Annotated in this window: 22 protein-coding genes, 1 other RNA gene and 1 pseudogene; 11 read left to right on the top strand and 13 right to left on the bottom strand. The window is 43.0% G+C overall.

Annotated features, from left to right (window positions below; translation table 11 throughout):
* Positions 1 to 2 precede the first annotated feature (2 nt).
* The 6 genes from KKZ03_RS07255 to rsmI all read right to left on the bottom strand — a co-directional run bounded on the left by KKZ03_RS07255 (position 3) and on the right by rsmI (position 5,158).
* Entirely contained in the window at positions 3 to 1,730 is a 1,728-nt protein-coding gene (locus tag KKZ03_RS07255) for a penicillin-binding protein 2 (protein ID WP_243220847.1), read from the bottom strand.
* On the bottom strand, positions 1,731 to 1,997 hold the full coding sequence (gene ftsL / locus KKZ03_RS07250) for a cell division protein FtsL (protein WP_243220846.1): 267 nt from the start codon (positions 1,995 to 1,997) through the stop codon (positions 1,731 to 1,733).
* Positions 1,998 to 2,924: a 16S rRNA (cytosine(1402)-N(4))-methyltransferase RsmH gene (gene rsmH, locus KKZ03_RS07245; RefSeq protein ID WP_243220845.1), complete on the bottom strand. Its 927-nt coding sequence runs from the start codon at positions 2,922 to 2,924 to the stop codon at positions 1,998 to 2,000.
* An 18-nt stretch (positions 2,925 to 2,942) separates the two neighbouring features.
* Positions 2,943 to 3,410: a division/cell wall cluster transcriptional repressor MraZ gene (gene mraZ, locus KKZ03_RS07240; RefSeq protein WP_243220844.1), complete on the bottom strand. Its 468-nt coding sequence runs from the start codon at positions 3,408 to 3,410 to the stop codon at positions 2,943 to 2,945.
* 392 nt (positions 3,411 to 3,802) lie between these two features.
* An RNA gene (rnpB, locus tag KKZ03_RS07235) (RNase P RNA component class A) lies at positions 3,803 to 4,153 on the bottom strand.
* A gap of 144 nt (positions 4,154 to 4,297) precedes the next feature.
* Positions 4,298 to 5,158: a 16S rRNA (cytidine(1402)-2'-O)-methyltransferase gene (rsmI, locus tag KKZ03_RS07230; RefSeq protein ID WP_243220843.1), complete on the bottom strand. Its 861-nt coding sequence runs from the start codon at positions 5,156 to 5,158 to the stop codon at positions 4,298 to 4,300.
* Positions 5,159 to 5,315: 157 nt separating this feature from the next.
* On the opposite strand from rsmI, the gene KKZ03_RS07225 reads away from it, so the two are divergent.
* The 3 genes from KKZ03_RS07225 to KKZ03_RS07215 are packed head-to-tail and all read left to right on the top strand — an operon-like array spanning position 5,316 to position 6,897.
* Complete coding sequence (locus KKZ03_RS07225) at positions 5,316 to 5,681, top strand: YraN family protein (RefSeq protein ID WP_243220842.1); 366 nt, start codon at positions 5,316 to 5,318, stop codon at positions 5,679 to 5,681.
* A gap of 15 nt (positions 5,682 to 5,696) precedes the next feature.
* A complete protein-coding gene (locus KKZ03_RS07220; RefSeq protein WP_243220841.1) occupies positions 5,697 to 6,281 on the top strand; it encodes an SIS domain-containing protein in 585 nt (194 codons plus the stop codon).
* 31 nt (positions 6,282 to 6,312) lie between these two features.
* Positions 6,313 to 6,897, top strand: a complete 585-nt coding sequence (locus KKZ03_RS07215) for a BON domain-containing protein (RefSeq protein WP_243220840.1) — start codon at positions 6,313 to 6,315, stop codon at positions 6,895 to 6,897.
* Between the two features lie 235 nt (positions 6,898 to 7,132).
* On the opposite strand, the pseudogene KKZ03_RS07210 reads toward KKZ03_RS07215, so the two are convergent.
* A pseudogene (locus tag KKZ03_RS07210) lies at positions 7,133 to 7,518 on the bottom strand (flavin reductase family protein).
* A gap of 96 nt (positions 7,519 to 7,614) precedes the next feature.
* On the bottom strand, positions 7,615 to 8,463 hold the full coding sequence (gene nadC, locus KKZ03_RS07205) for a carboxylating nicotinate-nucleotide diphosphorylase (protein ID WP_243220839.1): 849 nt from the start codon (positions 8,461 to 8,463) through the stop codon (positions 7,615 to 7,617).
* A 292-nt stretch (positions 8,464 to 8,755) separates the two neighbouring features.
* On the opposite strand from nadC, the gene KKZ03_RS07200 reads away from it, so the two are divergent.
* From KKZ03_RS07200 to gstA, 7 genes are all read left to right on the top strand, one after another.
* Positions 8,756 to 9,424, top strand: a complete 669-nt coding sequence (locus tag KKZ03_RS07200; protein WP_243220838.1) for a DUF4912 domain-containing protein — start codon at positions 8,756 to 8,758, stop codon at positions 9,422 to 9,424.
* 4 nt (positions 9,425 to 9,428) lie between these two features.
* A complete protein-coding gene (locus KKZ03_RS07195) occupies positions 9,429 to 11,033 on the top strand; it encodes a glycoside hydrolase family 57 protein (RefSeq protein ID WP_243221559.1) in 1,605 nt (534 codons plus the stop codon).
* Entirely contained in the window at positions 11,026 to 11,520 is a 495-nt protein-coding gene (locus tag KKZ03_RS07190; protein ID WP_243220837.1) for a HugZ family protein, read from the top strand. The genes KKZ03_RS07195 and KKZ03_RS07190 overlap by 8 nt, the downstream gene beginning before the upstream one ends.
* A gap of 24 nt (positions 11,521 to 11,544) precedes the next feature.
* The gene (locus KKZ03_RS07185) at positions 11,545 to 12,042 is read left to right on the top strand and encodes a hypothetical protein (RefSeq protein ID WP_243220836.1); all 498 of its coding nucleotides are present in this window, start codon (positions 11,545 to 11,547) and stop codon (positions 12,040 to 12,042) included.
* 164 nt (positions 12,043 to 12,206) lie between these two features.
* Entirely contained in the window at positions 12,207 to 12,851 is a 645-nt protein-coding gene (locus KKZ03_RS07180; protein ID WP_243220835.1) for a bifunctional 2-polyprenyl-6-hydroxyphenol methylase/3-demethylubiquinol 3-O-methyltransferase UbiG, read from the top strand.
* Positions 12,852 to 12,874: 23 nt separating this feature from the next.
* Entirely contained in the window at positions 12,875 to 13,441 is a 567-nt protein-coding gene (locus KKZ03_RS07175; protein ID WP_243220834.1) for a YceI family protein, read from the top strand.
* Positions 13,442 to 13,474: 33 nt separating this feature from the next.
* Positions 13,475 to 14,083 (top strand): glutathione transferase GstA, encoded by a 609-nt coding sequence (gstA, locus tag KKZ03_RS07170; RefSeq protein WP_243220833.1) that lies wholly within the window; start codon positions 13,475 to 13,477, stop codon positions 14,081 to 14,083.
* 263 nt (positions 14,084 to 14,346) lie between these two features.
* On the opposite strand, the gene KKZ03_RS07165 is transcribed toward gstA, so the two are convergent.
* The 5 genes from KKZ03_RS07165 to KKZ03_RS07145 all read right to left on the bottom strand — a co-directional run bounded on the left by KKZ03_RS07165 (position 14,347) and on the right by KKZ03_RS07145 (position 20,658).
* Positions 14,347 to 14,652 (bottom strand): DUF3240 family protein, encoded by a 306-nt coding sequence (locus KKZ03_RS07165; protein WP_243220832.1) that lies wholly within the window; start codon positions 14,650 to 14,652, stop codon positions 14,347 to 14,349.
* Entirely contained in the window at positions 14,649 to 17,711 is a 3,063-nt protein-coding gene (locus KKZ03_RS07160; RefSeq protein ID WP_243220831.1) for an efflux RND transporter permease subunit, read from the bottom strand. Before KKZ03_RS07160 ends, KKZ03_RS07165 begins: the two co-directional genes overlap by 4 nt.
* Positions 17,711 to 18,838 carry an efflux RND transporter periplasmic adaptor subunit gene (locus KKZ03_RS07155; RefSeq protein ID WP_243220830.1) on the bottom strand — a complete coding sequence of 376 codons (1,128 nt, stop codon included), beginning with the start codon at positions 18,836 to 18,838 and terminating at the stop codon, positions 17,711 to 17,713. The genes KKZ03_RS07160 and KKZ03_RS07155 overlap by 1 nt, the downstream gene beginning before the upstream one ends.
* Positions 18,835 to 20,145, bottom strand: coding sequence for a TolC family protein (locus tag KKZ03_RS07150; RefSeq protein ID WP_243220829.1), 1,311 nt, complete (start codon positions 20,143 to 20,145; stop codon positions 18,835 to 18,837). The genes KKZ03_RS07155 and KKZ03_RS07150 overlap by 4 nt, the downstream gene beginning before the upstream one ends.
* Before the next feature lie 105 nt (positions 20,146 to 20,250).
* Positions 20,251 to 20,658 carry a hypothetical protein gene (locus KKZ03_RS07145; RefSeq protein ID WP_243220828.1) on the bottom strand — a complete coding sequence of 136 codons (408 nt, stop codon included), beginning with the start codon at positions 20,656 to 20,658 and terminating at the stop codon, positions 20,251 to 20,253.
* A gap of 152 nt (positions 20,659 to 20,810) precedes the next feature.
* On the opposite strand from KKZ03_RS07145, the gene KKZ03_RS07140 reads away from it, so the two are divergent.
* On the top strand, positions 20,811 to 21,740 hold the full coding sequence (locus KKZ03_RS07140) for a Tim44 domain-containing protein (RefSeq protein ID WP_243220827.1): 930 nt from the start codon (positions 20,811 to 20,813) through the stop codon (positions 21,738 to 21,740).
* Positions 21,741 to 21,767: the final 27 nt, after the last annotated feature.

The raw sequence follows: 21,767 nt of genomic DNA, 5'->3' as shown, positions 1-21,767 counted from the left end.
TGTTACTGACTTTTCTGCGTTAACAAAACCGGCATAGTTCCTTCTTGATCGGGAGCAACCCCAAGTATTCTTAATGCTCCAGCCATTACTTTTGAAAATACCGGTGCTGAAACCAGACCGCCATAATACTGACCGGCAGAAGGCTCATCAATCATAACGACAATAATCAAACGCGGGTCACTGGCAGGCGCCATTCCGGCAAAAACAGCAAAATAACTCTTCTCTGTATAGCCTCTGGAGCCGGCTTTTTTTGCTGTCCCGGTTTTACCTGCGGCACTGTAACCGTCTACTCTGGCTTCATAAGCAGTACCATCTTTCATAATCACGGTTTCCATCATTTTCCTGACACTTTTTGCTGTTTTAGCTGAAAATATCCGCACAGCATCATCATCTTCTTCACGTTTTAGCAAGCTTACCGAATGCAAAATACCATCATCTGCCAACGCCGTATAAGCCCTTGCCAGTTGCAATGTCGAACTACTCAAACCATAACCGAATGACAAAATAGCCCGATCGAAATCGTGCCATTTTTTATAACCCAGCAAAGTACCACTGGCCTCGCCTGGAAAACCTGAACCCGCTGAAACGCCAAAACCAAGCTGATGATAAATACCCCAAAAATATTTCGGTGGCATTTTTAAGGACATCATAGTGACACCAATATTGCTGGATTTCTTGATAACATGTGTTAAATCCATGGTGCCGTAATTATGGGTATCTTTAACGGTATTGCGCCCTATTTGATAGGTTCCATGCGTAGCAAAAATGGCATTAGGACTTATATAACCGCCGTCCAAAGCCGCAGCAACAACAAAAGGCTTAACCGTTGATCCGGGCTCAAATACATCAGTAACCGCCCTATTCCGATACAAACTCTCTTTCAAATTACTTCTGGTATTCGGATTAAAAGATGGCTGGCTAACTGCCGCCAAAACTTCCCCATTTTTTGCATCCAATACCACTAATGCCCCGGACTTTGCCTTATTGGCGCTAACTGCCAATTGCAATTCTCGATACGCCAGATATTGAATACGCTGATCAATACTTAACTCAAGAGTTTTTCCTGAAACAGGTTCTTGTATATTTTCTATATCAGCAATAATTCGACGCTGACCATCCCTGATAACCCGCTTGCTACCAGAAATTCCTTTCAACAATTGTTCATAACCAGACTCCATTCCTGCCTGCCCGATATCATCAACATTGGTAAAGCCGACCAAATGTGCAGAAACGCCCCCTGAAGGATAAAAACGTTTGAATTCGCGCTCAAAATAAACGCCTTCAAGTTTTAACTCTTTCACTTGAGTACCCAGTTGTGGATTAACCCGGCGTGCAATATAAAGAAACTGTCTGTGTGAATCCTCCTTAATCCATTCAGTGACTTTTCCAATTGGCAAATGCAACAGTTTTTCCATCAGTCTTAACTGATCTTCTTTCGCAAACTTAAGCTCTCGGGGATTTATCCAGATAGATTCGACTGGCGTACTAATTGCCAGAGGATCACCATTTCTGTCTGTAATCATACCCCTGTATGCTGAGACAGAAACCTCATCAACCTGCCTCATATCACCCTGGTGCTTAAGAAATTGTTTGCTCACGACTTGTAAATCAATCGCACGCCCGGTCAGTAACAGCATGCAAACCATCATAAAAATAACCAGAAATTTTCTTCTACCTGAAAAATTGTCTGTCGATTGTTTTGTCGTACTTCTTGCTCGAAAATCTAACATTTACGGTTTGATATAAATAATTTTTTCTCGTAATGGCATAACCAACTTCAATTGCTCGCGTGCCACCAGTTCTATCCGATTTTGTTCTGCCAGCATAGTCAACTCTAACTGCATCTGTCCCCATTCAACTTCATATTGATCCAAAGCTCTTTCCTGTTTTTGGATCTCAATAAAAATCAAACGTGAGTAGTATTTACTATAAATCACTGCTAACGCCGACAATAAAAGTACGATACCTACCACACTTACCAGCCGATTTATAACCACTTAAACTCTCTCAGCAACTCGCATGACGGCACTTCTGGCTCTTGGATTTTCTCTTATTTCCTGCGCATCAGCTTTCAACGCTTTACTCACTTTCTTTAAGATACCTTTGGCAATATCAACTTCCTTTATAGGTAATTTACCAGGGTTATACTTGGCACCGGATTCGTTTCTAATAAAACGCTTTACAATTCTGTCTTCCAACGAGTGAAAAGAAATCACGACCAATCGCCCTTCCGGTGCAAGCACCCGAGCCGACTGCTCCAAAACATTTTTTAATTCATCCAGTTCGCTATTAATTTCAATACGTATTGCTTGAAAAGTCCGTGTTGCAGGATGCTTGTGCTTCTCTCTTAACGGAACTACATCTTCAATTAGCTGGGCTAATTGCCGGGTTGTTGAAATAGATGATTCCACCCTTTTTTCTACTATTGCCCGAGCTATACGCCGTGCAAATTTTTCTTCACCATACTCAAACAAGACCTTAACCAGATCTTTCTCATCAACACTTGCCAACCACTGCTCGGCAGAAACACCTGCATTACCATCCATGCGCATATCCAAAGGACCATCCCGCAAAAAACTAAAACCTCTCTCAGGATTATCCAATTGAGGTGACGACACCCCTAAATCCAGCAAGATTCCATCAACTTTTCCTACCAAGCTTACACTTTCGACTATACTTTCCAATTGAGAAAAGCAGCTATGCTTTAGCGTGAACCGCTTGTCCGAAAGCATTGCCTCTGCATAATCTGAGTTGATCGCATCAGAATCACGATCAAAAGCAATTAGCTGTCCATTTTCGCCCAGCAGATTCAAGATACCCTGACTATGCCCACCACGTCCAAATGTACAATCAAGATAAATACCATCTTCTTTAATCGCCAATTGCTGCAGGGCTTCTGCATACATAACGGGTAAATGCTTCACTAACAAATCTCCCGTAATTTAAAAAGATAAAGACCCCAACTCTTCCAGACCTTCATTATCATCACCATCCAGCCATTGTTTTTCTTTGGCTGTCCAGGCACTTTCATTCCATATTTCAAACTTGTTAAGCTGACCGACCAAGATAATTTTTTTATCCATACCAGCAAATTTCCTTAGCTTGTCCGGTAATAACAAACGACCTTGTCCATCAACTTCGCATTCAGATGCGTTACCAATAACAAAGCGCCTTAACTTTCCGGCCATCTTATTTAAAGTTGGTAACTTGCTAATAGTTAACTCAAGCTTTTCCCATTCAGGTAGTGGATAAAGCCATAAACAGCCATTTTCTCCAATACATCGTTCGTCTACAGCAACCGTTACAATCATTTGACGCTCACAACAATCCTGTAATTCTTCCCGGTAACGGGTTGGAATTGCAAGACGTCCTTTATCATCCAAATTAATTAAACTGATTCCCCGAAACATGACTTAATCCATATACCCTAAAAAAACCACTTTTAACCACTTTATTACCACTTGGAATCACTATAAATTCCAAACTGTTCATAGTCAAGGATGATTTCACTTAAAGTCTTTTTTTTTTTACAATGACTTGCCTGTCCCTCCAAAAAAGCTTACACCACGCAAAATACGGCAAAAAAAATCCTATGTTTTATCAGGTGGTTAATTACTCTAGTTAAGGTAATACTTTAAGTACAAGCTTACAAAAAGGAGGTAGGCTTTTTAATGAGGAGTGGAATAACGAAGAGGATATTGTGGCGCTATGCTAACCGGCGCTTCTTTAAGTCAAAAATATCAATGAATTTCATTGATATCAAGTAATTCCATGATCAAAAAACACGCGGCAGCAACAAAAAAGAAAGAGTCGGCCTGTAAGCCGGGTTCTGTCGAGAACAGTCATTCATCTAGACTGCAAGTCACCCTGCAGCTCAAGCAATCTACCCAGGAACCGCGCGGGCCACGCGTCTGTCCCTCTATTTGATCTTGCTCCGGGTGGGGTTTACCATGCCACTCCTGTTACCAGTTGCGCGGTGCGCTCTTACCGCACCTTTTCACCCTTACCGATCATAAATGACAGGCGGTATATTTTCTGCGGCACTTTCCGTAGGCTCACGCCTCCCAGGCGTTACCTGGCACCCTGCCCAATGGAGCCCGGACTTTCCTCCATTTTATCATGACGATAAAACAGCGACTGTCCAGCCAACTCTTTCACTCCTTAGTATACTGTATTAATCAAGCCAACGCTAATCTAATAAATCAAGCAATTGCTCCAGAATTATTTAATTTTTGCACTATTTATAGTAAAAACATAGGTGAGCAAGATTATTTATCGCATATCGATAACATTAAAGTTAAGCGTCTTTTCCTTTATCAATTTCTAATGCTGCCTGGTACAACAACTTCTTTCTAACTCCGGTAATTTCTACAGCCATTGCAACAGCAGTCTTAATAGAACACTCTCGCAATAACACATTAAGCAATTTTTCCTGATCAGGGGTAACAAGTTGTTCTTTTTTATCAAAAACAGCCCCATCGACAATAACAACAAATTCGCCTTTTCTCATATTATCGTTTTGCTCTACCAATTGCAGGGCATCCCCCAAAGTGGTTTTCACAATAGTCTCATGAATTTTGGTCAATTCTCTGGCAATGACGATCTGGCGATCCAAAGGTAATATCTCTGCCATATCTTGTAATGAGGCCAAAATTCGATGACAGGACTCATAAAATACCCAGGTTTTTTGGGACAAAAGCCTTTCGCTAAAAAAAGCTTTACGTGCCGATGAGGTTCTCGGTAAAAAGCCCTCAAATGAAAACTGCGTAACCGGCAACCCTGCCGCCGATAATGCTGCAATTAACGCACAAGCTCCCGGAATGGGCACAACATCAAGACCCGCATCCTTCACCATTTTCACCAGCGGCATGCCCGGGTCGCTTAACAACGGCGTTCCCGCATCGGAGACCAGCGCAACTGACTGTCCTTCCCGCAATTTTTCCAGTAATACCAAAGATGCTTTATCCTCGTTATACTGATGCAATGAAACCAGCTTGTTGGTAATGCCATAATGCTGTAACAGCATTTTTACGTGCCGGGTATCTTCAGCAGCAATCAAATCAACTTTTTTTAATACCTCGACCGCCCTAAAACTCATATCGCCTAAATTACCTATTGGCGTAGCAACAACGTATAATTTGCCAAACTCAGTTAACATTCGATACGCTCATTCATATAACCTCTAATTAAAAGATACATTATAAAAATCATGGACTACCATGATTATGTTCAGCACTTGCCCAAATAGTGCCAAATTATATCAGTATCTTGATCTTTTTATTGTTAACAGAATAAATGCCAACAGGAGATTAACCATGCTGTTTACTAAATTAAAAACCAAAGCGGCACACTTGATTCGCGGTGAAAGCGCTGAAGAACAGGCCCATAAATTTCTGGTAAATAAAGGACTAAAGCCGGTTTGCCGTAACTACCGCTGTAAAATGGGGGAACTCGATTTAATTATGAGCGACCAGAAAACCCTGGTTGTTATCGAAGTTCGCTATCGTAAAACAGATCAATACGGTAGTGCCTTAGAGAGTATCACGCGGGCAAAACAATCACGTATAATAGCGGCAACGCATAGTTACTTATCAACCCAAAAAGAAGACCGACCACTACGCTTTGATGTTGTTGCCATTTCCGGCAATGGTAACCTGGAGTGGATACAAAATGCTTTTTAAACTAATCATCACACCATGAACTTACAAGACAGAATCATTAATCATTTCTCTGACAGCATCCAAGCCCAGCAGGATGCCATGACCTACCTGTGTGAACTGATAGAGTATGCCTCGCAACGACTGGTTACTACGTTACTGAATGATAAAAAAATACTCGCCTGTGGCAATGGTCGCTCAGCAACCTGCGTACAACTACTATCATCAGCCATGCTTAACCAATTTGAGCGAGATCGCCCTTCGTTACCGGTCATCGCCTTAACCACAGACACGGCAACCATCACTGCAATAGCTAATGACTATAACTTTGATGACATTTTCGCGAAACAACTTAGAGCACTAGGGCAAAGCGGAGATATATTAATGGTATATACCGATGGCAATAATTCAGCCAATATAGCCAAAGCGATTACCACTGCACATGACAAAGACATATCAGTTATCGCGTTAACCGGCAACAATGGCGGCATGATTGCCCCCTTACTGCGTGAAACAGATATAGAAATTCGGGTACCGTCAAGCTCAAACGCACGCATTCAGGAAATTCATGTACTAATTACCCATTGCCTGTGTGATTTGATTGATCATCAATTATTCGGTTGATAACTATTTATCTACTTACTTTACTTAAGCCATGAAAAAAATATTTTTGTCCTTTATCCTGCTTAATTGCTTTTTGATTGGCGCATGCTCTACCGCCCCAAGAAACTACCAGGAAATAACAGAGCAATCGTTATTACAAGACCGTCGTTCTCGTGAAGCCATTTTAATTGATAAAAATATTGAAATGGAAGCCTACTCGGAGCTAAATTCCGAAGATGATTTGCCCAGCCAATGTCACTTTACTATAACTGCCTATAATGGTGCGGTACTGATTACCGGAGAAGCCCCTAGCGAAGAATTGAAAAAAAAAATCATTGCTATCGTCCAGGTTGCTCCCAATGTAAAACTAATACATGACAATTTAACTATTGCGTATCCCAGTGATTCCAGTTCACGCGCTAATGACCAATTAATTACCGAAACCGTAAAAGTAGCACTTGATCAAATTAGAACAATGCCCGATTTTGACCCGGCCATGATAAAAGTCATTACTGAAAATGGAATTGTTTACTTGATGGGTTTAGTCCATCGTGATGAAGGTACTATTGTTATCAACGTTACCAGACTCCAACCTGGCATAAAACAAATCATCACCGTTTTTGAATACGTTGATTGAAAAACCCGCTATTTTTTGACGCTAACAACTGGCGTTTTCCGAGCAACACCTTGGCTAACTTTGGTGCCTGCCTCGTTTTAAAATAGCGACTCGAACACCAAAGCCCAAAACAAACGAATCCAAGAAAAACCAAATATATCAAGATATTAACTCACCGTCAGGTAACAATCTATAGGCATCTACAGCCTCCTATCTATTTGATTTTTTTGTAATTTTCGTGGATAACAAGAACAAATTATTCATATAACTGACTACTGCCATCCATGTCGCCGGCATCGGCGTAATGACTGACCTCACAATCAAAATATGTCAGGCTTGCTAATAAAATCGGCGCACCGGCTTTACCTTTTTGCCATTGAAAGCCACTTATTTTATCTTGGGCTGAGCGACCAAAATGCTCCTCTACGGTAGATTGTCTTGCCCCAAAATATTGACCGTACAAACGCCCCCAGCTTGCAACAACTGATAAGAATAATGTTCCGGATTAATGCTGATCGCCAGCAAAGACGGGGTAAAAGAAACGGGCATCACCCACGCTGCGATAAATGCATTTTTCCGCTCACCATCGCTGACGCCAATAACATAACCCCCCGCAACTAGTTTATTTAAATAATGCTTCAATATTTTCAGCCATCTAAGTCGCCTTTTTAGGTTACTTGTCTTGGGTAATCACACAGGATTGCCCCTACGTTATTTTTCAATCACACAACATTGCCTCTACATTGACGATTTATCTAACTCACCAACTTTTATACGCATGGATAAATCAACCGCTTTAACATGTTTAGTTAATGCGCCGATAGAAATATAATCAACGCCGGTTTCAGCAATGCTGCGTATATTATCGAGTTCAATATTACCGGATGCCTCAAGCTCTATGGCGCCGGCAGTCAGTTTTACCGCTGCGTACAAATCGTCAAGACTGAAATTGTCAAGCATAATCCGATCCGGTTTTGCCGCAAGCGCCTCAATTAATTCCGTCATGGATTCAACTTCAACTTCCACCAACACTTTAGTTAGTAATCTAGCCGTTACTATTGCCTCGGTAATCGAGCCTGCTGCCATAATATGATTTTCTTTGATTAACACACCATCATACAAACCTATACGATGGTTATAACAGCCACCACAGGCAACGGCATATTTTTGCGCATTTCTTAGTCCCGGAATAGTTTTGCGGGTATCCAGCACTTTGCATCCGGTGCCGGCAACCGCATCTGAATAATGCTTGGCAACGGTTGCGGTCGCCGACAAAAACTGTAAAAAATTTAACGCCGTACGCTCGCCGGTTAGCAACCCTCTCGCCAAACCACTGAGCTTACATAATGTGCTATTTTTTTTAACGGCCTCGCCTTCTGCTACCAACCAACTAATAGTTACGTTAGCATCCAAATGCTTGAATACCGCATCAAACCAAGCCTGGCCACACATTATCATATCTTCACGCGTAACGACTTCTGCAAGCGCATGATCGGCCTCAGGAATAATGGCAGCAGTTATGTCCCCGGATCCTATATCTTCATCAAGGAAGTATTTTATGTCTATAATATCTAGCGGTACGGTCATGGATTTATGTATTGGCAAATTAATAAATTGTTGTTATCCGGCATTCCGGAAACGAAATAAATAGCGTTATCAAGCTATGTCATCGATGCTGACAGCTTTGGGTTGTTGTAAAAACAATCGCCAAAGTTTGGCATTTTTTGTAACAAATTGGATGATAGCACCCAACTTAACAAGTATACTGGTAATCGTGACTGCTTTTCAAAATCAACTTTAAAAACCAAACAAGCACTTCATTCATTAACATGGCTGTATGGAAAAACTTTAGACAAGTAACAGTAACGATTTAGGGCTGATGATGACATTTTTGCATTCAAGATATAACCCCCAAATCAGACTGTCTTCCGAAGAAATACTTGAAATTAGTCAAGAAATTAATCGAGAATTTACGCCTGTTTTTGCTACTAAAATTGTAAGCCCCGCTCATCATCAAGCTTTCTCACCGAAAGAAATGCTTGAGATCAGCGAAGAAATCAGCAGGGACTTCGCGCCCATCGCATCAAACAACACACAGGAACTAATACTCTTGCCAGTCGATCCTGATCATCTTTATGTCTACTGGAATCTGGTAAAGGATAAACTAATTGATGCCCAAAAAATGTCTTCAGGTCAGCAACTGACCTTAAGAATTTATGCCGAGCCTGACAAAAACACAGACACCACTAAACCAAAACCATACTTCGACGTTGCCATTGATAGTGCCCAGGCTCAACAAAATGTTGCCCTACCGATGCATAGCCATGAAACAACGTATTGCGCGACCATTGGAAAACGCAATAAAAACAATAGTCTGACTCCATTCGCTCAGTCGAATACGACCCATGTTCCAGCTGGAAAACTAATGCTCAATCCGGCTAAAAACAATCAGCATCTGTTCAAACCCATACCAACTCTCATCACAGCTAGTCGGGAAACCTCCTGTTACCAAAATAATAGTGCCTCCGGCCAGCAAAATAACCCGTAGCGACATGAAAACAGGATTTCTTGGCATCATACTCCATGCACACCTACCCTATGTGCGACATCCAGAGCACGAAAGCTTTTTTGAAGAAAACTGGTTATTCGAAGCCATAACCGAATGCTACATTCCGTTAATTGGCGTACTTGACCGACTGCAAAAAGATGGTGTGGATTATAGGCTGACTCTATCTCTATCACCGCCACTAATTACCATGCTGCGTGATGATTTATTACAAACACGTTATCTCAAGTACCTGCATAAATTACTGGAACTGGCAGAAAAAGAAATCATCAGAACCCGGCAACAACCTGACTATCAAAAACTGGCTCAGTATTACCTCGGTTTCTTTCAAAACACGCTGGATATCTATCAGAATCACTATAACTGTGACTTGTTAACGGCTTTTAAAAAGCATCACAACGCAGGTACGCTTGAATTAATAACCTGCGCAGCCACTCACGGCTTTCTGCCATTGCTCAACGTTAGCGAAACGGCCGTTCGCAATCAAATCAATATGGGTGTTAAAACCTTTGAAGCGCATCTGGGTTTCTCACCTACCGGCTTTTGGTTACCTGAATGTGCCTACTACCCTGGCGTTGAAACACTGTTGGCAGAAGCCGGCATCAACTATTTTTTTGTCGACAGCCATGGCATTATGGATGCAACCGAGGCTCCCCGTAACGGTGTCTACGCACCGCTGGACTGTGGCAATGGCGTCGCTGCTTTTGCACGCGATCCGGAATCATCAAGACAGGTTTGGAGCTCTCAAGAAGGTTACCCTGGTGATTTCGATTACCGAGAATACTACCGGGATATAGGCTTCGACCTTGATTTTGATTATATCGCCCCCTATATTCTCGATGATAAAACACGCATCAATACCGGCATCAAATATTATCGCGTGACCGGCAAAGATTTGCCCAAGGAACTCTACAATCCTCAAAAAGCACTAGAAAAAGCCCGTCAACACGCCCGGGATTTTATCAACAAACGCCAGCAGCAGATTGATGCGCTTTGTGCCAACATGGATAGACCGCCAATAATCGTAGCCCCTTACGATGCCGAACTCTTTGGCCATTGGTGGTTTGAAGGACCGCATTGGTTAGAGTCGGTGCTGCGTCTGGCAAGCGAAAATACCAATAGCGTGCAGACGGTTAGTTGTAGTGATTATTTAAAACGGCAAACATCTCACCAGATAGCCACGCCTTGTGCATCAACCTGGGGTGACCAAGGTTATTCCAGTTACTGGATCAATGAAACCAATGGCTGGATTTATCCTTTTCTACACAAAGCCGAAACCGATATGGAAAAACTGGCGTCAGATCTTCAAAGCTTGGCAGTCAATCCATTACAGACCCGGGCCTTAAATCAGGCAGCAAGATCAATTTTACTGGCACAAGCATCTGACTGGCCATTCATAATAAAATCAGGAACGACTATCGACTACGCGAATAAACGCATAACAGATCACCTTGCCAGATTTAACTATTTACACGACTGTATTCGTAAAAACAGAATAAACGAACGTTATCTGGCCGCGCTGGAGATTATGGATAACATTTTCCCCGACATTGATTTTCGCGATTACAATCCCAAAAAACGCGATGAGTGAAATAAGCACACGAGAAATTGACGAGTTTACGCAGCGTTATCATGAACTGATCTTGTCCTCGCAAACACTCACACTGTCAACCGTCTCAACACTGGGTGTTCCTGGCATTAGCTACGCACCTTTTGTACGTGACCACGCAGGCACCTTTTATATCTATGTCAGTGAACTGGCCAGCCATACCACCAATTTACTCAATAACCCGCTGGCATCAATCCTGTTTATACGTCCAGAAGCTGAGTCCGGTAACCTTTTTGCACGGGAACGGGTAGCATTAAGCTGTCGTGTTAAAGAAATAATGCCCGATGAACTCGTTTATACGGCTCAACTAGAAGCCTTGCAGGATAAATTTGGCGAAGTTGTTAGTGTATTGCGCTCATTATCAGACTTTCATTTATTTGCTTTGCATCCAGAAAGTGGACGTTACGTTTTCGGCTTTGGTAAAGCCTTCAACATCAATAGTCAAGATGGCAGTTTACATGCTGTTTAGTTGCTTCTTGCCCAAGAAATACACGTGTTAATTTTACAAATTGTCATCAAGCAATGGGATAAAAGCCAACGAACCGAGGCTCATGAAAATTTGCGCGCCAAAAGCCCCGATAAATATCCGCTAAGCTTTCCACCCGCTGTTTATGTGTGTGACCGGCAATGCATTATCGATCAGCATGGTGATGATATTCAAGGTACTCGCGTAAAACCGCCCAAAAACATGAATAAAAACATCCTGTTTGATCGCTTTCAAATTGATTTAGATACGAAAATCATGACGTATCTCGGTGCAAAATCAGCCGAGATGCGCCAAGTAATTGGCTCTGTGGATAATCAATGGATACAATGCAAATATAATTGCCGGTATAGTATTTTTGAAGCTGACCGATATTATTGGTTATATGAACAAGTGACTTTAAATGCTGTTTGTTTAAAGCAATTAAATGAAAACGTGTTTTTAAACACTGATCCTGCCATTATTTATGAAGATTTCAATGCTCTGGATACCATGAAAAAACCGTGATCCAGTAAAAAACGACAAACAACGCCGGCCGGCGCTCCAACCCCGGCCAACACGTTTGAAGACTTCAGTAGCTTTCAAAACGTGGGTAACAAGGTTGCAAACCCCGTCACGCTTCAGTACTATAAAAAACCATAAAGCATACGTAACACAGATAAAAAGTAATAATGGAACAAACAAATCAGATCTTGGATGAAATCGAAACAGTAACGGTAGGACACTACAACCAAAATGCTGAAGCGTTTTGGAATGGTACAAAAGATCACGATGTCGCTCAAAACTATCAGGCGTTTTTGGCACCCTTCCCGGCAGGAAAAAAACTGGATATTTTAGACTTTGGCTGTGGGCCAGGACGAGATGTCAACTACTTTAAATCCTTGGGACACCGGCCAGTGGGCCTCGATGGTAGCGAGGAATTTTGTAACATGGCTCGCCGCCATACAAGCTGTGTTATTCTTCATCAAAAATTTCTTGGCCTGGAATTACCCAACCAAGCTTTCGATGGTATTTTTGCCAATGCTTCACTGTTTCACGTTCCCAGCCAGGAATTGCCTCGCGTTCTTGCTGACCTTTACATCGCCTTGAAGCCTGGCGGAATTTTATTTTTATCCATCCCTCGCGGTAATGATGAGGGTTGGTCAGAACAACGGTACGGCCTTTACATGCAAATTGAAACCTGCAGACTATTTTTGGAAAAAGCCGGATTTGCAGTGCTTGATCATTATTACCGGCCACCAGGCAAACCCCGTCATGAGCAACCTTGGTTAGCGATAGTGGCACAAGCTGCAGCAGTTAATAAAACATTAATTTAAAAAGTGATAATATCAAAAACATTATGACAAAGACCATCCTTGCACTGATTATTGGCAGTACATTGAGTTTTTCCGCCACCGCTGCCAATTCTTATACCGTTGATCCAAAGCATACTTTTCCAAGCTTTGAGATTAATCATCAAGGATTTTCAATTCAAAGAGGCCGTTTTAACGAGACGAGCGGCAAAGTGCTTATTGACCCGGCATCGGCAAGCGGCTATATTTTAATATCTATCGAAACAGCGTCTATCAGCACCGGACTTGCTGAACTGGAAAAGCATTTACGCGGCAAAGAATTTCTTGATGCTGATCGGTATCCACAAATTAAATTTATATCAGACAAGCTACACTTCATCAAAGACCAACTTGTTGCTTCAGATGGCGTATTAACGCTACACGGTATTTCCAAACCCGTACATCTGACGGTAGATCATTTTTATTGCGGAATAAATCTGATCAACATGAAGAACACCTGCGGTGCAAATGCGACGACCACCATCAAACGCTCTGATTTTGGCATAGACAAATATGCGCAAAAACTGGCTGATGACGTCTATATTGCCATTCAGATTGAAGTAACCAAAGATTGATGTAATCTTCACACAACCCAAGAGGAATAAATAATGAAACTCTATTACAGTCCCGGTGCCTGCTCACTATCACCGCATATTGTCGCCTGCGAAGCAGAACTGCCAATCGAACTGATTAAAGTTGATTTAGCAAACAAGCTGACTGAAAACGGCGAAGACTTCCGCCAGCTCAATCCTAACGGCTACGTGCCCCTGCTGATACTAGATGATGGCAACCAGCTTAGTGAAGGCCCGGCCATTATCCAGTATCTTGCCGATCAGGCACCTGATAAAAAATTAATCCCGGCAGCGGGTACTTTCGAGCGTTATAAACTACAACAATGGCTCAACTTTATCTCAACTGAAATTCATAAAAGTTTTACGCCGCTGTTTAATGCGACCGCTTCCGAAACTGCAAAAGAGTTGGCGACCAGTATCCTGATAACCCGTCTTGATACTGTTGCAGAACACCTTTCGTCACAACCTTATTTGCTTGGCGATCATTTTAGTGTGGCTGATGCTTATTTATTCGTCACGCTAAGCTGGGGGCAATATGTCAATATTGATATTTCCCGCTGGCCGGCACTGGCAAGATATGCTGAAAAAATTTCCGAACGTCCTACCGTGCAAAAAGCCATGAAAGCAGAAGGGCTTATCGAATAAATGGCAATTTGTTTAGATTTTTAAGCTATCGGTCGAGGTAATAAACCTCGACCAGAATTAAATACATAGGGCGATCCTATACATTTTCAGATAAATAATTTCTATGTCGACAGATACCATCCCTTGAAGGGATGGTATCTGTATGGACTTACAGCGACGTGAATTGGAAGTTTAATTTCTAAAAGTCTATATGTGTTCGCCCTGCCCAACAGGTTCGTCCAATTTAGGGGCAGACACACAGGCCTGCCCCGACCGGGTGTAGTTTAAATAATCCCCGCTTCTATCACCGGCAAAACCCAATATTGAATACCCGAATCAGAAAACTCCTCGCGTAATTGCGCCAATAATGCCGGCAATTCTTCTACCGGTACATACATCTGAAAACGGATTCGTTTCTGACGACCGGCCACTTGCTCAGCCAACGATAAACCGCTGTTATTATGATGATGCGCCCTGACCGGAAAACTACTAAAGCCATGCTCCGACTCTAGTAACAACAGACTGTCAACCATCAATTCTTCAAGACTGGGCGGAATATTAAGTGTCACCAAATACTCTGTGCAACTCATGGTTTGATCTCCTTGGGCAAGCCGAATAACTTAAACAAAATCGGTAATAAAAATAAAGTTAAAAACGTAGAAGAAACCAGCCCGCCAATCACCACGATAGCCAAAGGTCGCTGAATTTCAGAGCCAGGACCGGTTGCAAATAGTAACGGAATCAATCCAAATGCTGCAATACTGGCAGTCATCAATACCGGCCTTAAGCGCCGTGAAGAGCCTAACGTCACCACTTTAACCAAGTCCATACCGGTTGCTATGAGTTGATTAAAATAACTGACCATCACGACACCGTTAAGCACCGCTATCCCCAGCAAAGCGATAAAACCAACCGAGGCCGGTACGGATAAATATTCACCGGAACCCCACAAGGCGAAAACACCCCCAATCATTGCCAGTGGAATATTTGATAACACCAGCACAGCTTGGCGTACCGAGCCAAAAGTTGAAAATAACAGCAAAAAAATCAAGCCTAACGAGACCGGAACAACCAGTGACAAAGTTGCCGCTGCACGTTGTTGATTTTCAAACTGACCGCCAAATTCAACGGTATAGCCTGCCGGCAATTTAATTTTTTCAGCAACCGCTTTACGGGCTTCATCGACAAAACCAACCAAATCACGATCCTGAACATTGCTGCGAATCACGACAAAACGCTGTCCCCGTTCTCTGCCAATCGAAACAACACCCTCAACTTTTTCGATTTTGGCAATAGCGGTTACCGGCACATGCCCGCCATTTGGCAAGGTAATTTGCAGGTCATCAAAATTAGCGGTATTACTGCTGCCACGCAAAATCAGTGGGGTACGTTTAATACCCTCCTGAACAATCCCTAAATTTAAACCTTCAATCTGGGCACGTAACAGCGTTTCAATCGTGTCACTATCCAAACCCAAACGTCCGGCAGCCAGCTTGTCTATCGTTAACTGTAAAAATTGCATCCCGCTGTTTTGTTTGGCAAAGACATCGGTGGAACCGGTAATATGTTTTAATATTTCCGCTATTTCCGTAGCCTTTTCATTTAATACGGCCAGATCAGAACCAAATAACTTAACCGCCACATCGCCGCGCGTACCCGTTAACATTTCTGAAACCCGCATCTCAATGGGCTGAGTAAAACCAAAGGCAATGCCTGGGGTTTGTGCCATTACTTTACGAATTTCTTCAATCAACGCTTCTTTGGTCTCCATCCGCCATTGGTCTTTGGCTTTTAGTATTAAAAACGTATCCGTTTCATTCAAACCCATAGGATCAAGGCCCAATTCATCAGAACCCACCCGAGAAACAATAGTCACTATTTCAGGAATATTTTTACGCAGATTTTTCTGAACCTGACCATCCAGCGCTACCGATTGCTCAAGCGTTATCGATGGCAGTTTTTCCAGTTGCAAAATAATATCGCCTTCATCCATCGTTGGCATAAAGGTACTGCCTATCTGGGAAAACACCACGATAGTCACGGCTAATAAAGCACCGGCGGCTATAAATACTTTTTTACTGTTTGCCAGACACCATAATAAAGCCGGCTGATAAGCCTTTTGTAACTGTCTGGGCAGCCAGGGCTCTTCATGGGAAACTTCTTTCAGCAAGTAAGAGGCGACAACGGGAATAACGGTAAGCGACAATATCAGCGAACCACTCAGTGCAAAAACGATAGTTAAGGCAACCGGCGTAAATAATTTACCTTCCAGACCTTGCAGAGTCAGCAGCGGCAAGAAAACGATAATAATAATTAAAATGCCGGAAGTAACCGGCCCTGCCACTTCGCAAGTGGCCCTATAAATAACATGCAGACGTGGCAAACGCCGTGCCTTTTCGACATGAGCCAGATGGGTAATAAGATTTTCAACGACCACAACGGCGGCATCCACCAACATGCCGATAGCAATCGCCAAACCACCCAAGCTCATGAGGTTTGCCGACATACCCATGTAGTTCATCAATATAAAAGTGAACAGGGCCGCCAACGGTAAAGACAAGGCAACCACGACCGCAGCGCGCAAATTACCTAAAAATAAAAGCAGTAAAACCACCACTAAAGCTATCGCTTCGAGCAAGGCATGCAAAACCGTCTCGACGGCCTTGTCGACAAGGTTACCGCGATTATAGAAAACTTTAGCGGTAACGCCTGGTGGAAATCCCGGACTGATTTCAGCCAGTTTTTTTTCAATTCCGGCAATGGTTTGTTTGGCATTGGCACCGCGCAAACTTAATACCAAGCCGGTAACCGCCTCGCCTGCGCCATTTTTACTCACGGCACCATAACGTGTCAGCGAACCAATTTTAATTTCGGCGATATCACCGACCGTAATCGGAATACCGTTTTTATTATCGACGACAATAGTACCGACATCAGCCAGAACCTTAATTCGGCCTTCAGCCCTGACAATAAGCGCTTCTTCACCATCGGTCATGCGACCGGCTCCATCATTGCGATTATTGCGTTTTAATGCTTGTATCAGCTTCTCAATACTAATGCCTCTGGCGGATAACCGGGTATTATCAGGAATCACCTCAAAGCTTCTCACCACACCACCCAGAGAGTTAACATCGGCTACCCCTGAAACGGTTCGTAACGCCGGACGAATAACCCAGTCCAGTAAATCACGGTGTTCCATTAAACTTAAACCGCCGCCTTCTACGGTAAACATAAACATTTCACCCAAGGGCGTCGTCATTGGCGCAATACCACCTTGAACTCCCTCCGGCAAGTTACTCCACATGGTATTCAAGCGCTCTGCAATCTGCTGACGCGCCCAATAAATATCGGTGCCTTCGGCAAAATCAACGGTAATATCCGTTAAGGCGTATTTGGCAATAGAACGCAGCATGGTTTGGTGCGGAATCCCCAGCAGTTCAATCTCTATAGGAGCCGTTATTCTCGCCTCAACTTCTACAGGTGTCATCCCGGGCGCTTTAACAATAATTTTTACCTGAGTTGGCGAAACCTCAGGGAAAGCATCAATAGGAATATTTTTTAAGGCATAATAACCGCCGCCGGATAGCAGTAAGACCACAACCATCATCAATAACCGCTGACTCAGTGCAAAACGAATCAAGCCGGCCATTATTCAGCACTCCCCAAACCCAGCCATTTGGCCTTCAGCGCCACCGCGCCTTTGCTGGCAATATCTTCAGCACCGCTAAAATCACCCGTAATAATCGACTCATCACCCTGCTTGCCTTTTACCGTTATCTGGCTGACAGTAAAGCCCTCCGGATTACGGACAAAAATGTAAAACTTGCCTTCATTTTGGGCAATCGCGGTATTGGGTACTTTAAATGCGCCTTTTTCACTAAATTCAATAATTTGGGTATTGATAGTTTGTCCTACCCTTACCTCTGATTGCTCATTTTCTGGCAACTGCTTGGTAAGGATAATAGCCCGCGCCAATAACGTCTGATTTTCCGGATTAACGCTTTGTCCCAATAAAGTAATCTGTGCAATAACCGCACTATTTTCAACCAAAACCTGATCACCTACTTTAACGCTGCCTATGCGCTCATGAGGGATATTAATCTCCAGCCAAAGCTCGTCCAGATTGGCAATACGATATAACGGAGCCAATATATTCACTCGCTCTCCAGCGACCGCTACCCGTTCCATAACCACACCTGAAATAGGTGAATGGACACTTAACTGACTACTTAATTGATGGGTTTTACCCAGATGATCAATTTCGGTCGCGGTCATTCCCGATATTTGCAGAAGCTGCTTATATTCATTCGCCTCGGAAACAATAGCATTGTATTTACTAAGCGTTTCTTGCCAACGTCTGTCAGCGATAACGCCATCTTCCAGCAGTTTTTTATCACGTTGAAAGGACAGAAAACTTAATTGCATCTCGTTAACCGCTTTAAGGTATAGACGCTGCATGGAAAGCAAGTCAGGACTGTTTAGCTGAGCTAATACGTCACCTTTGGTAACCTTATCGCCGATTGCTGCATTCAGTTTAATGATTAATCCGGCCTGAGAGGCGCTAACAATATATTCATGAGCAGGAGGAACCACTACTTTGGCTGGTGCAGTTAATACCGGAATTTGTTGGGTTGATTCCAGTTTGCTTAACGTAACGCCTAAATTATCAAAATACGCCTGAGTTATTTTAAACGTATTTTCAGCGTTCGCCGGTGGGCAAAACCATAGCGCCCAGCCCAGAAAATTTAACAGCAGTAAAAATTTATACGATCTCATGGCATAACTCCTACTGCCTGGTTATAAAAAGCTCTATCTCGCTGTAACATAACTTTACGTTCTTTAGCATTGAGAATGGCTTGTTGTGTTCGTGACTCAATTTTTAACAAATCCAGCAGATTAATTTCGCCCACAGAAAACGCCAGTTGCGTCATAGTTAACAATTCTTCGGATACTTTTTTCTGTTCATTGGCGGTACCTAATTCAACCCGATTAACTTCCAGATTATGTTCGGCTTCATGATGCGCCTGCTCCAAATCACGGAACAACTGTTCACGCTCGGCAAATAATTTGTTTAACTCAACATTGACTGCAGCAATCTGCGGTTGTAAATGTGCGTTACCCCCAAAAGGAACAATGACGCCAACATTAAAAAATTCGGCTTTATTACTACGTGGATCATTACCTTCATCACTTAATAATCCCGCGAGAACATGACTCTGCCCTGAACCTATTGATTTAATGGCAGTAATCTCTGCCTGTTTACGCTCAATCTGACTGTTAACTGCCACTAAAGCGGGGTGGCTTTGCTCAATTTCTTTTAATGCCACTAATTTTTCTTCATAAATAACCGGCATTTTAGTCAGTTGAGTAATGGAAGAATAACGTTTGCGGGCATGCATTAATTCCGCTTCAGCCTGGGTAAACACTGACCGCCGTTGCAATAATTCGGTTTGCGCCAATAACTCATCCGCACGTGGCAGGTCTCCCAATTCAACGCGGCGCTTGATAGTCGCCAATAATTTTTCATAAATATCCAGCTCCGCTTGTGCCTGCTCATAACGAATATTTACCAGAGCCATATTCCACAAAGCGCCTCTAACCAAGCCGGCAACACGTAACTTAATCCCCACTGCCTGTGATTGGGCACTGGTTTCAGCCTGATTGGCCAGATTATGTTCGGCGTCACGCTGCCCCAAATTCCATAACGGTACCTGCACACCGGCTGTTCCATAATTGAGTTTGAAAGACGCTATGGACTGATAGCCAACAGTGGCTTGTGATGCTCCGGCGGTCCAACTTTTACTACGCTCTGAAATAGCTGCAGCTTCTTCTTCCAAAGCGTTAAGCCAACTCACATCAGGGTATTTCTCCATCGTTAAATCAATGAGCTTGGATAGCGTTAAGGTGGCATCAATAGTAATGGAATCATGATGATCAACCATAGATATAGTGTTATCCAGTTCCCAGGCAGCCGCTTGACAATAAGCCGACCAAGGAATCAGCAATAATATTGCCAGTAAAAAAAATGCCTGCCGAAGCAAGATACCAGACAGTGGTTTACTGAAAATGTTTAATAAAAACATAAGGTAAGCTCAATGCGGATTTAACCGCGCGATAGGTAGCAACGCCAAAATAGCGCCGACTTAACAAAATACGATAATTCGTATCTTTACAAAACAGGGGGAATTTTATTGTGCAGGAGGCGCACGTGAAGGCGGGGATGGAATAAATAAACAAAAAGCCAGCTGTTGTGGCTGCGGAGAAAAATTGGCATCAAACCGGGAGGCTACGTCAGCAAATATGAAGCGGTGTTGTTGGTGAAGATAATAATTGCTATCGGCATCAACCGGAGCTTTGGTCTGGCTTTGCCGGATACCCATGTCAACAGCCACAATCAGACCGTCTACAGAGATGTTATAAGGCAATGCCTTTACTTGGCCTGCCAGTCGATTGTGAGCAGCACCAAAGCCCTCAAGCCCTGGAATATGCAGCCCTTGCTTTGCCTCATCCATACTCGCATGAGCATGTACCAACGGTGCAATGAATTGCAACATCGTCAGAAAAATGACTAATAATATGCGAAGTGTTGAAAACATGCAGACAATGTTATATTAGTAAAACAAGTAAGGGGTATCAATTTCGGTTGGGTGATTATAAGCGTAAATATCAATTAGCCCTTAAAAATTTACCTTTAGCCCATATCTCATAACTAATAGTCCATAACAAATTTATTTAACTTTGGTGATTTATGAAAAAAAATACCAGTATTATTGCTTTCTGTTTAATCATTTTATCTTTAGGCATCGGTGTTATATCGGATGCCGATGCCAAACGTTTCGGCGGCGGAGGCTCTTTTGGCGGTCGCTCTTCTTACAGTGCCCCCTATAAACGCTCGGCAATACCGCCCAGCCGTTCTGCCAGCCAACAACAGGCGACGGCTCAAAACCAGACCGCGAGACAAGGCATGGCCAGTCGCGGCGGTTTAATGGGTATGTTGGGAGGTTTGGCACTGGGTGGTTTATTAGGCTCGCTGTTCTTTGGCGGTGCTTTTGAAAACTTTAACTTTATGGACATTCTGGTATTGGGGGGAGTCGCTTTTTTACTCTATAAACTATTTGCCGCCAAAGCAAAAGCGGCAAAGCAACCAGCCTATAACCGTACCGCTGATAATTATCAGGAAGCGCAATCAGATCAAAGTAATCCGGCGGGTTTTAATACCGATATTTTATTCAAAAAAGATAAAACATCCACAACCAATCAAAATTTTCAACCGGATACCAGCGTTAATAACGCCATTGTTGTTCCTGCCGACTTTGATCAACAAGCCTTTTTATCGGGTGCCAAAATCGCGTTCACTACCCTTCAAAAAGCCTGGGATGATGGTGATCTCGGTGAAATCAGAGGCTTATCAACCGACAAAGTCTTTGCCGAAATTCAGCAACAACTTAAAAGCTCTCCGACTGAAAACCACACCGACATATTAAAACTCGATGCCGAGCTACTGGAAGTCAGGGAAATCGGTTCAGAACTGGAAGCCGTGGTATTGTTTGATGCCATCATGCGCGAAGACATCAATGCTCAAACCGAACAAGTCAGAGAAGTTTGGCATTTTGTTAAACCTAAAATCAGTATCCAACCCAAATGGCTGTTGGATGGCATTCAGCAGTTGGAAGATTAGGTTCTTTGCTTTCCAAACACCTCTGAT

Origin of the sequence: Methylobacter sp. S3L5C (assembly GCF_022788635.1) — a bacterium.
Taxonomy (GTDB): domain Bacteria; phylum Pseudomonadota; class Gammaproteobacteria; order Methylococcales; family Methylomonadaceae; genus Methylobacter_C.
This window is presented reverse-complemented; position numbering and strand designations above follow the sequence as displayed.

Coding starts and splice junctions, on each gene's coding strand:
- KKZ03_RS07255 (WP_243220847.1), bottom strand. CDS start 1,730: ATGTTAGATTTTCGAGCAAGAAGTACGACAAAACAATCGACAGACAAT.
- mraZ (WP_243220844.1), bottom strand. CDS start 3,410: ATGTTTCGGGGAATCAGTTTAATTAATTTGGATGATAAAGGACGTCTT.
- rsmI (WP_243220843.1), bottom strand. CDS start 5,158: ATGTTAACTGAGTTTGGCAAATTATACGTTGTTGCTACGCCAATAGGT.
- KKZ03_RS07225 (WP_243220842.1), top strand. CDS start 5,316: ATGCTGTTTACTAAATTAAAAACCAAAGCGGCACACTTGATTCGCGGT.
- KKZ03_RS07220 (WP_243220841.1), top strand. CDS start 5,697: ATGAACTTACAAGACAGAATCATTAATCATTTCTCTGACAGCATCCAA.
- KKZ03_RS07215 (WP_243220840.1), top strand. CDS start 6,313: ATGAAAAAAATATTTTTGTCCTTTATCCTGCTTAATTGCTTTTTGATT.
- nadC (WP_243220839.1), bottom strand. CDS start 8,463: ATGACCGTACCGCTAGATATTATAGACATAAAATACTTCCTTGATGAA.
- KKZ03_RS07200 (WP_243220838.1), top strand. CDS start 8,756: ATGATGACATTTTTGCATTCAAGATATAACCCCCAAATCAGACTGTCT.
- KKZ03_RS07195 (WP_243221559.1), top strand. CDS start 9,429: ATGAAAACAGGATTTCTTGGCATCATACTCCATGCACACCTACCCTAT.
- KKZ03_RS07190 (WP_243220837.1), top strand. CDS start 11,026: ATGAGTGAAATAAGCACACGAGAAATTGACGAGTTTACGCAGCGTTAT.
- KKZ03_RS07180 (WP_243220835.1), top strand. CDS start 12,207: ATGGAACAAACAAATCAGATCTTGGATGAAATCGAAACAGTAACGGTA.
- KKZ03_RS07175 (WP_243220834.1), top strand. CDS start 12,875: ATGACAAAGACCATCCTTGCACTGATTATTGGCAGTACATTGAGTTTT.
- gstA (WP_243220833.1), top strand. CDS start 13,475: ATGAAACTCTATTACAGTCCCGGTGCCTGCTCACTATCACCGCATATT.
- KKZ03_RS07165 (WP_243220832.1), bottom strand. CDS start 14,652: ATGAGTTGCACAGAGTATTTGGTGACACTTAATATTCCGCCCAGTCTT.
- KKZ03_RS07160 (WP_243220831.1), bottom strand. CDS start 17,711: ATGGCCGGCTTGATTCGTTTTGCACTGAGTCAGCGGTTATTGATGATG.
- KKZ03_RS07155 (WP_243220830.1), bottom strand. CDS start 18,838: ATGAGATCGTATAAATTTTTACTGCTGTTAAATTTTCTGGGCTGGGCG.
- KKZ03_RS07150 (WP_243220829.1), bottom strand. CDS start 20,145: ATGTTTTTATTAAACATTTTCAGTAAACCACTGTCTGGTATCTTGCTT.
- KKZ03_RS07145 (WP_243220828.1), bottom strand. CDS start 20,658: ATGTTTTCAACACTTCGCATATTATTAGTCATTTTTCTGACGATGTTG.
- KKZ03_RS07140 (WP_243220827.1), top strand. CDS start 20,811: ATGAAAAAAAATACCAGTATTATTGCTTTCTGTTTAATCATTTTATCT.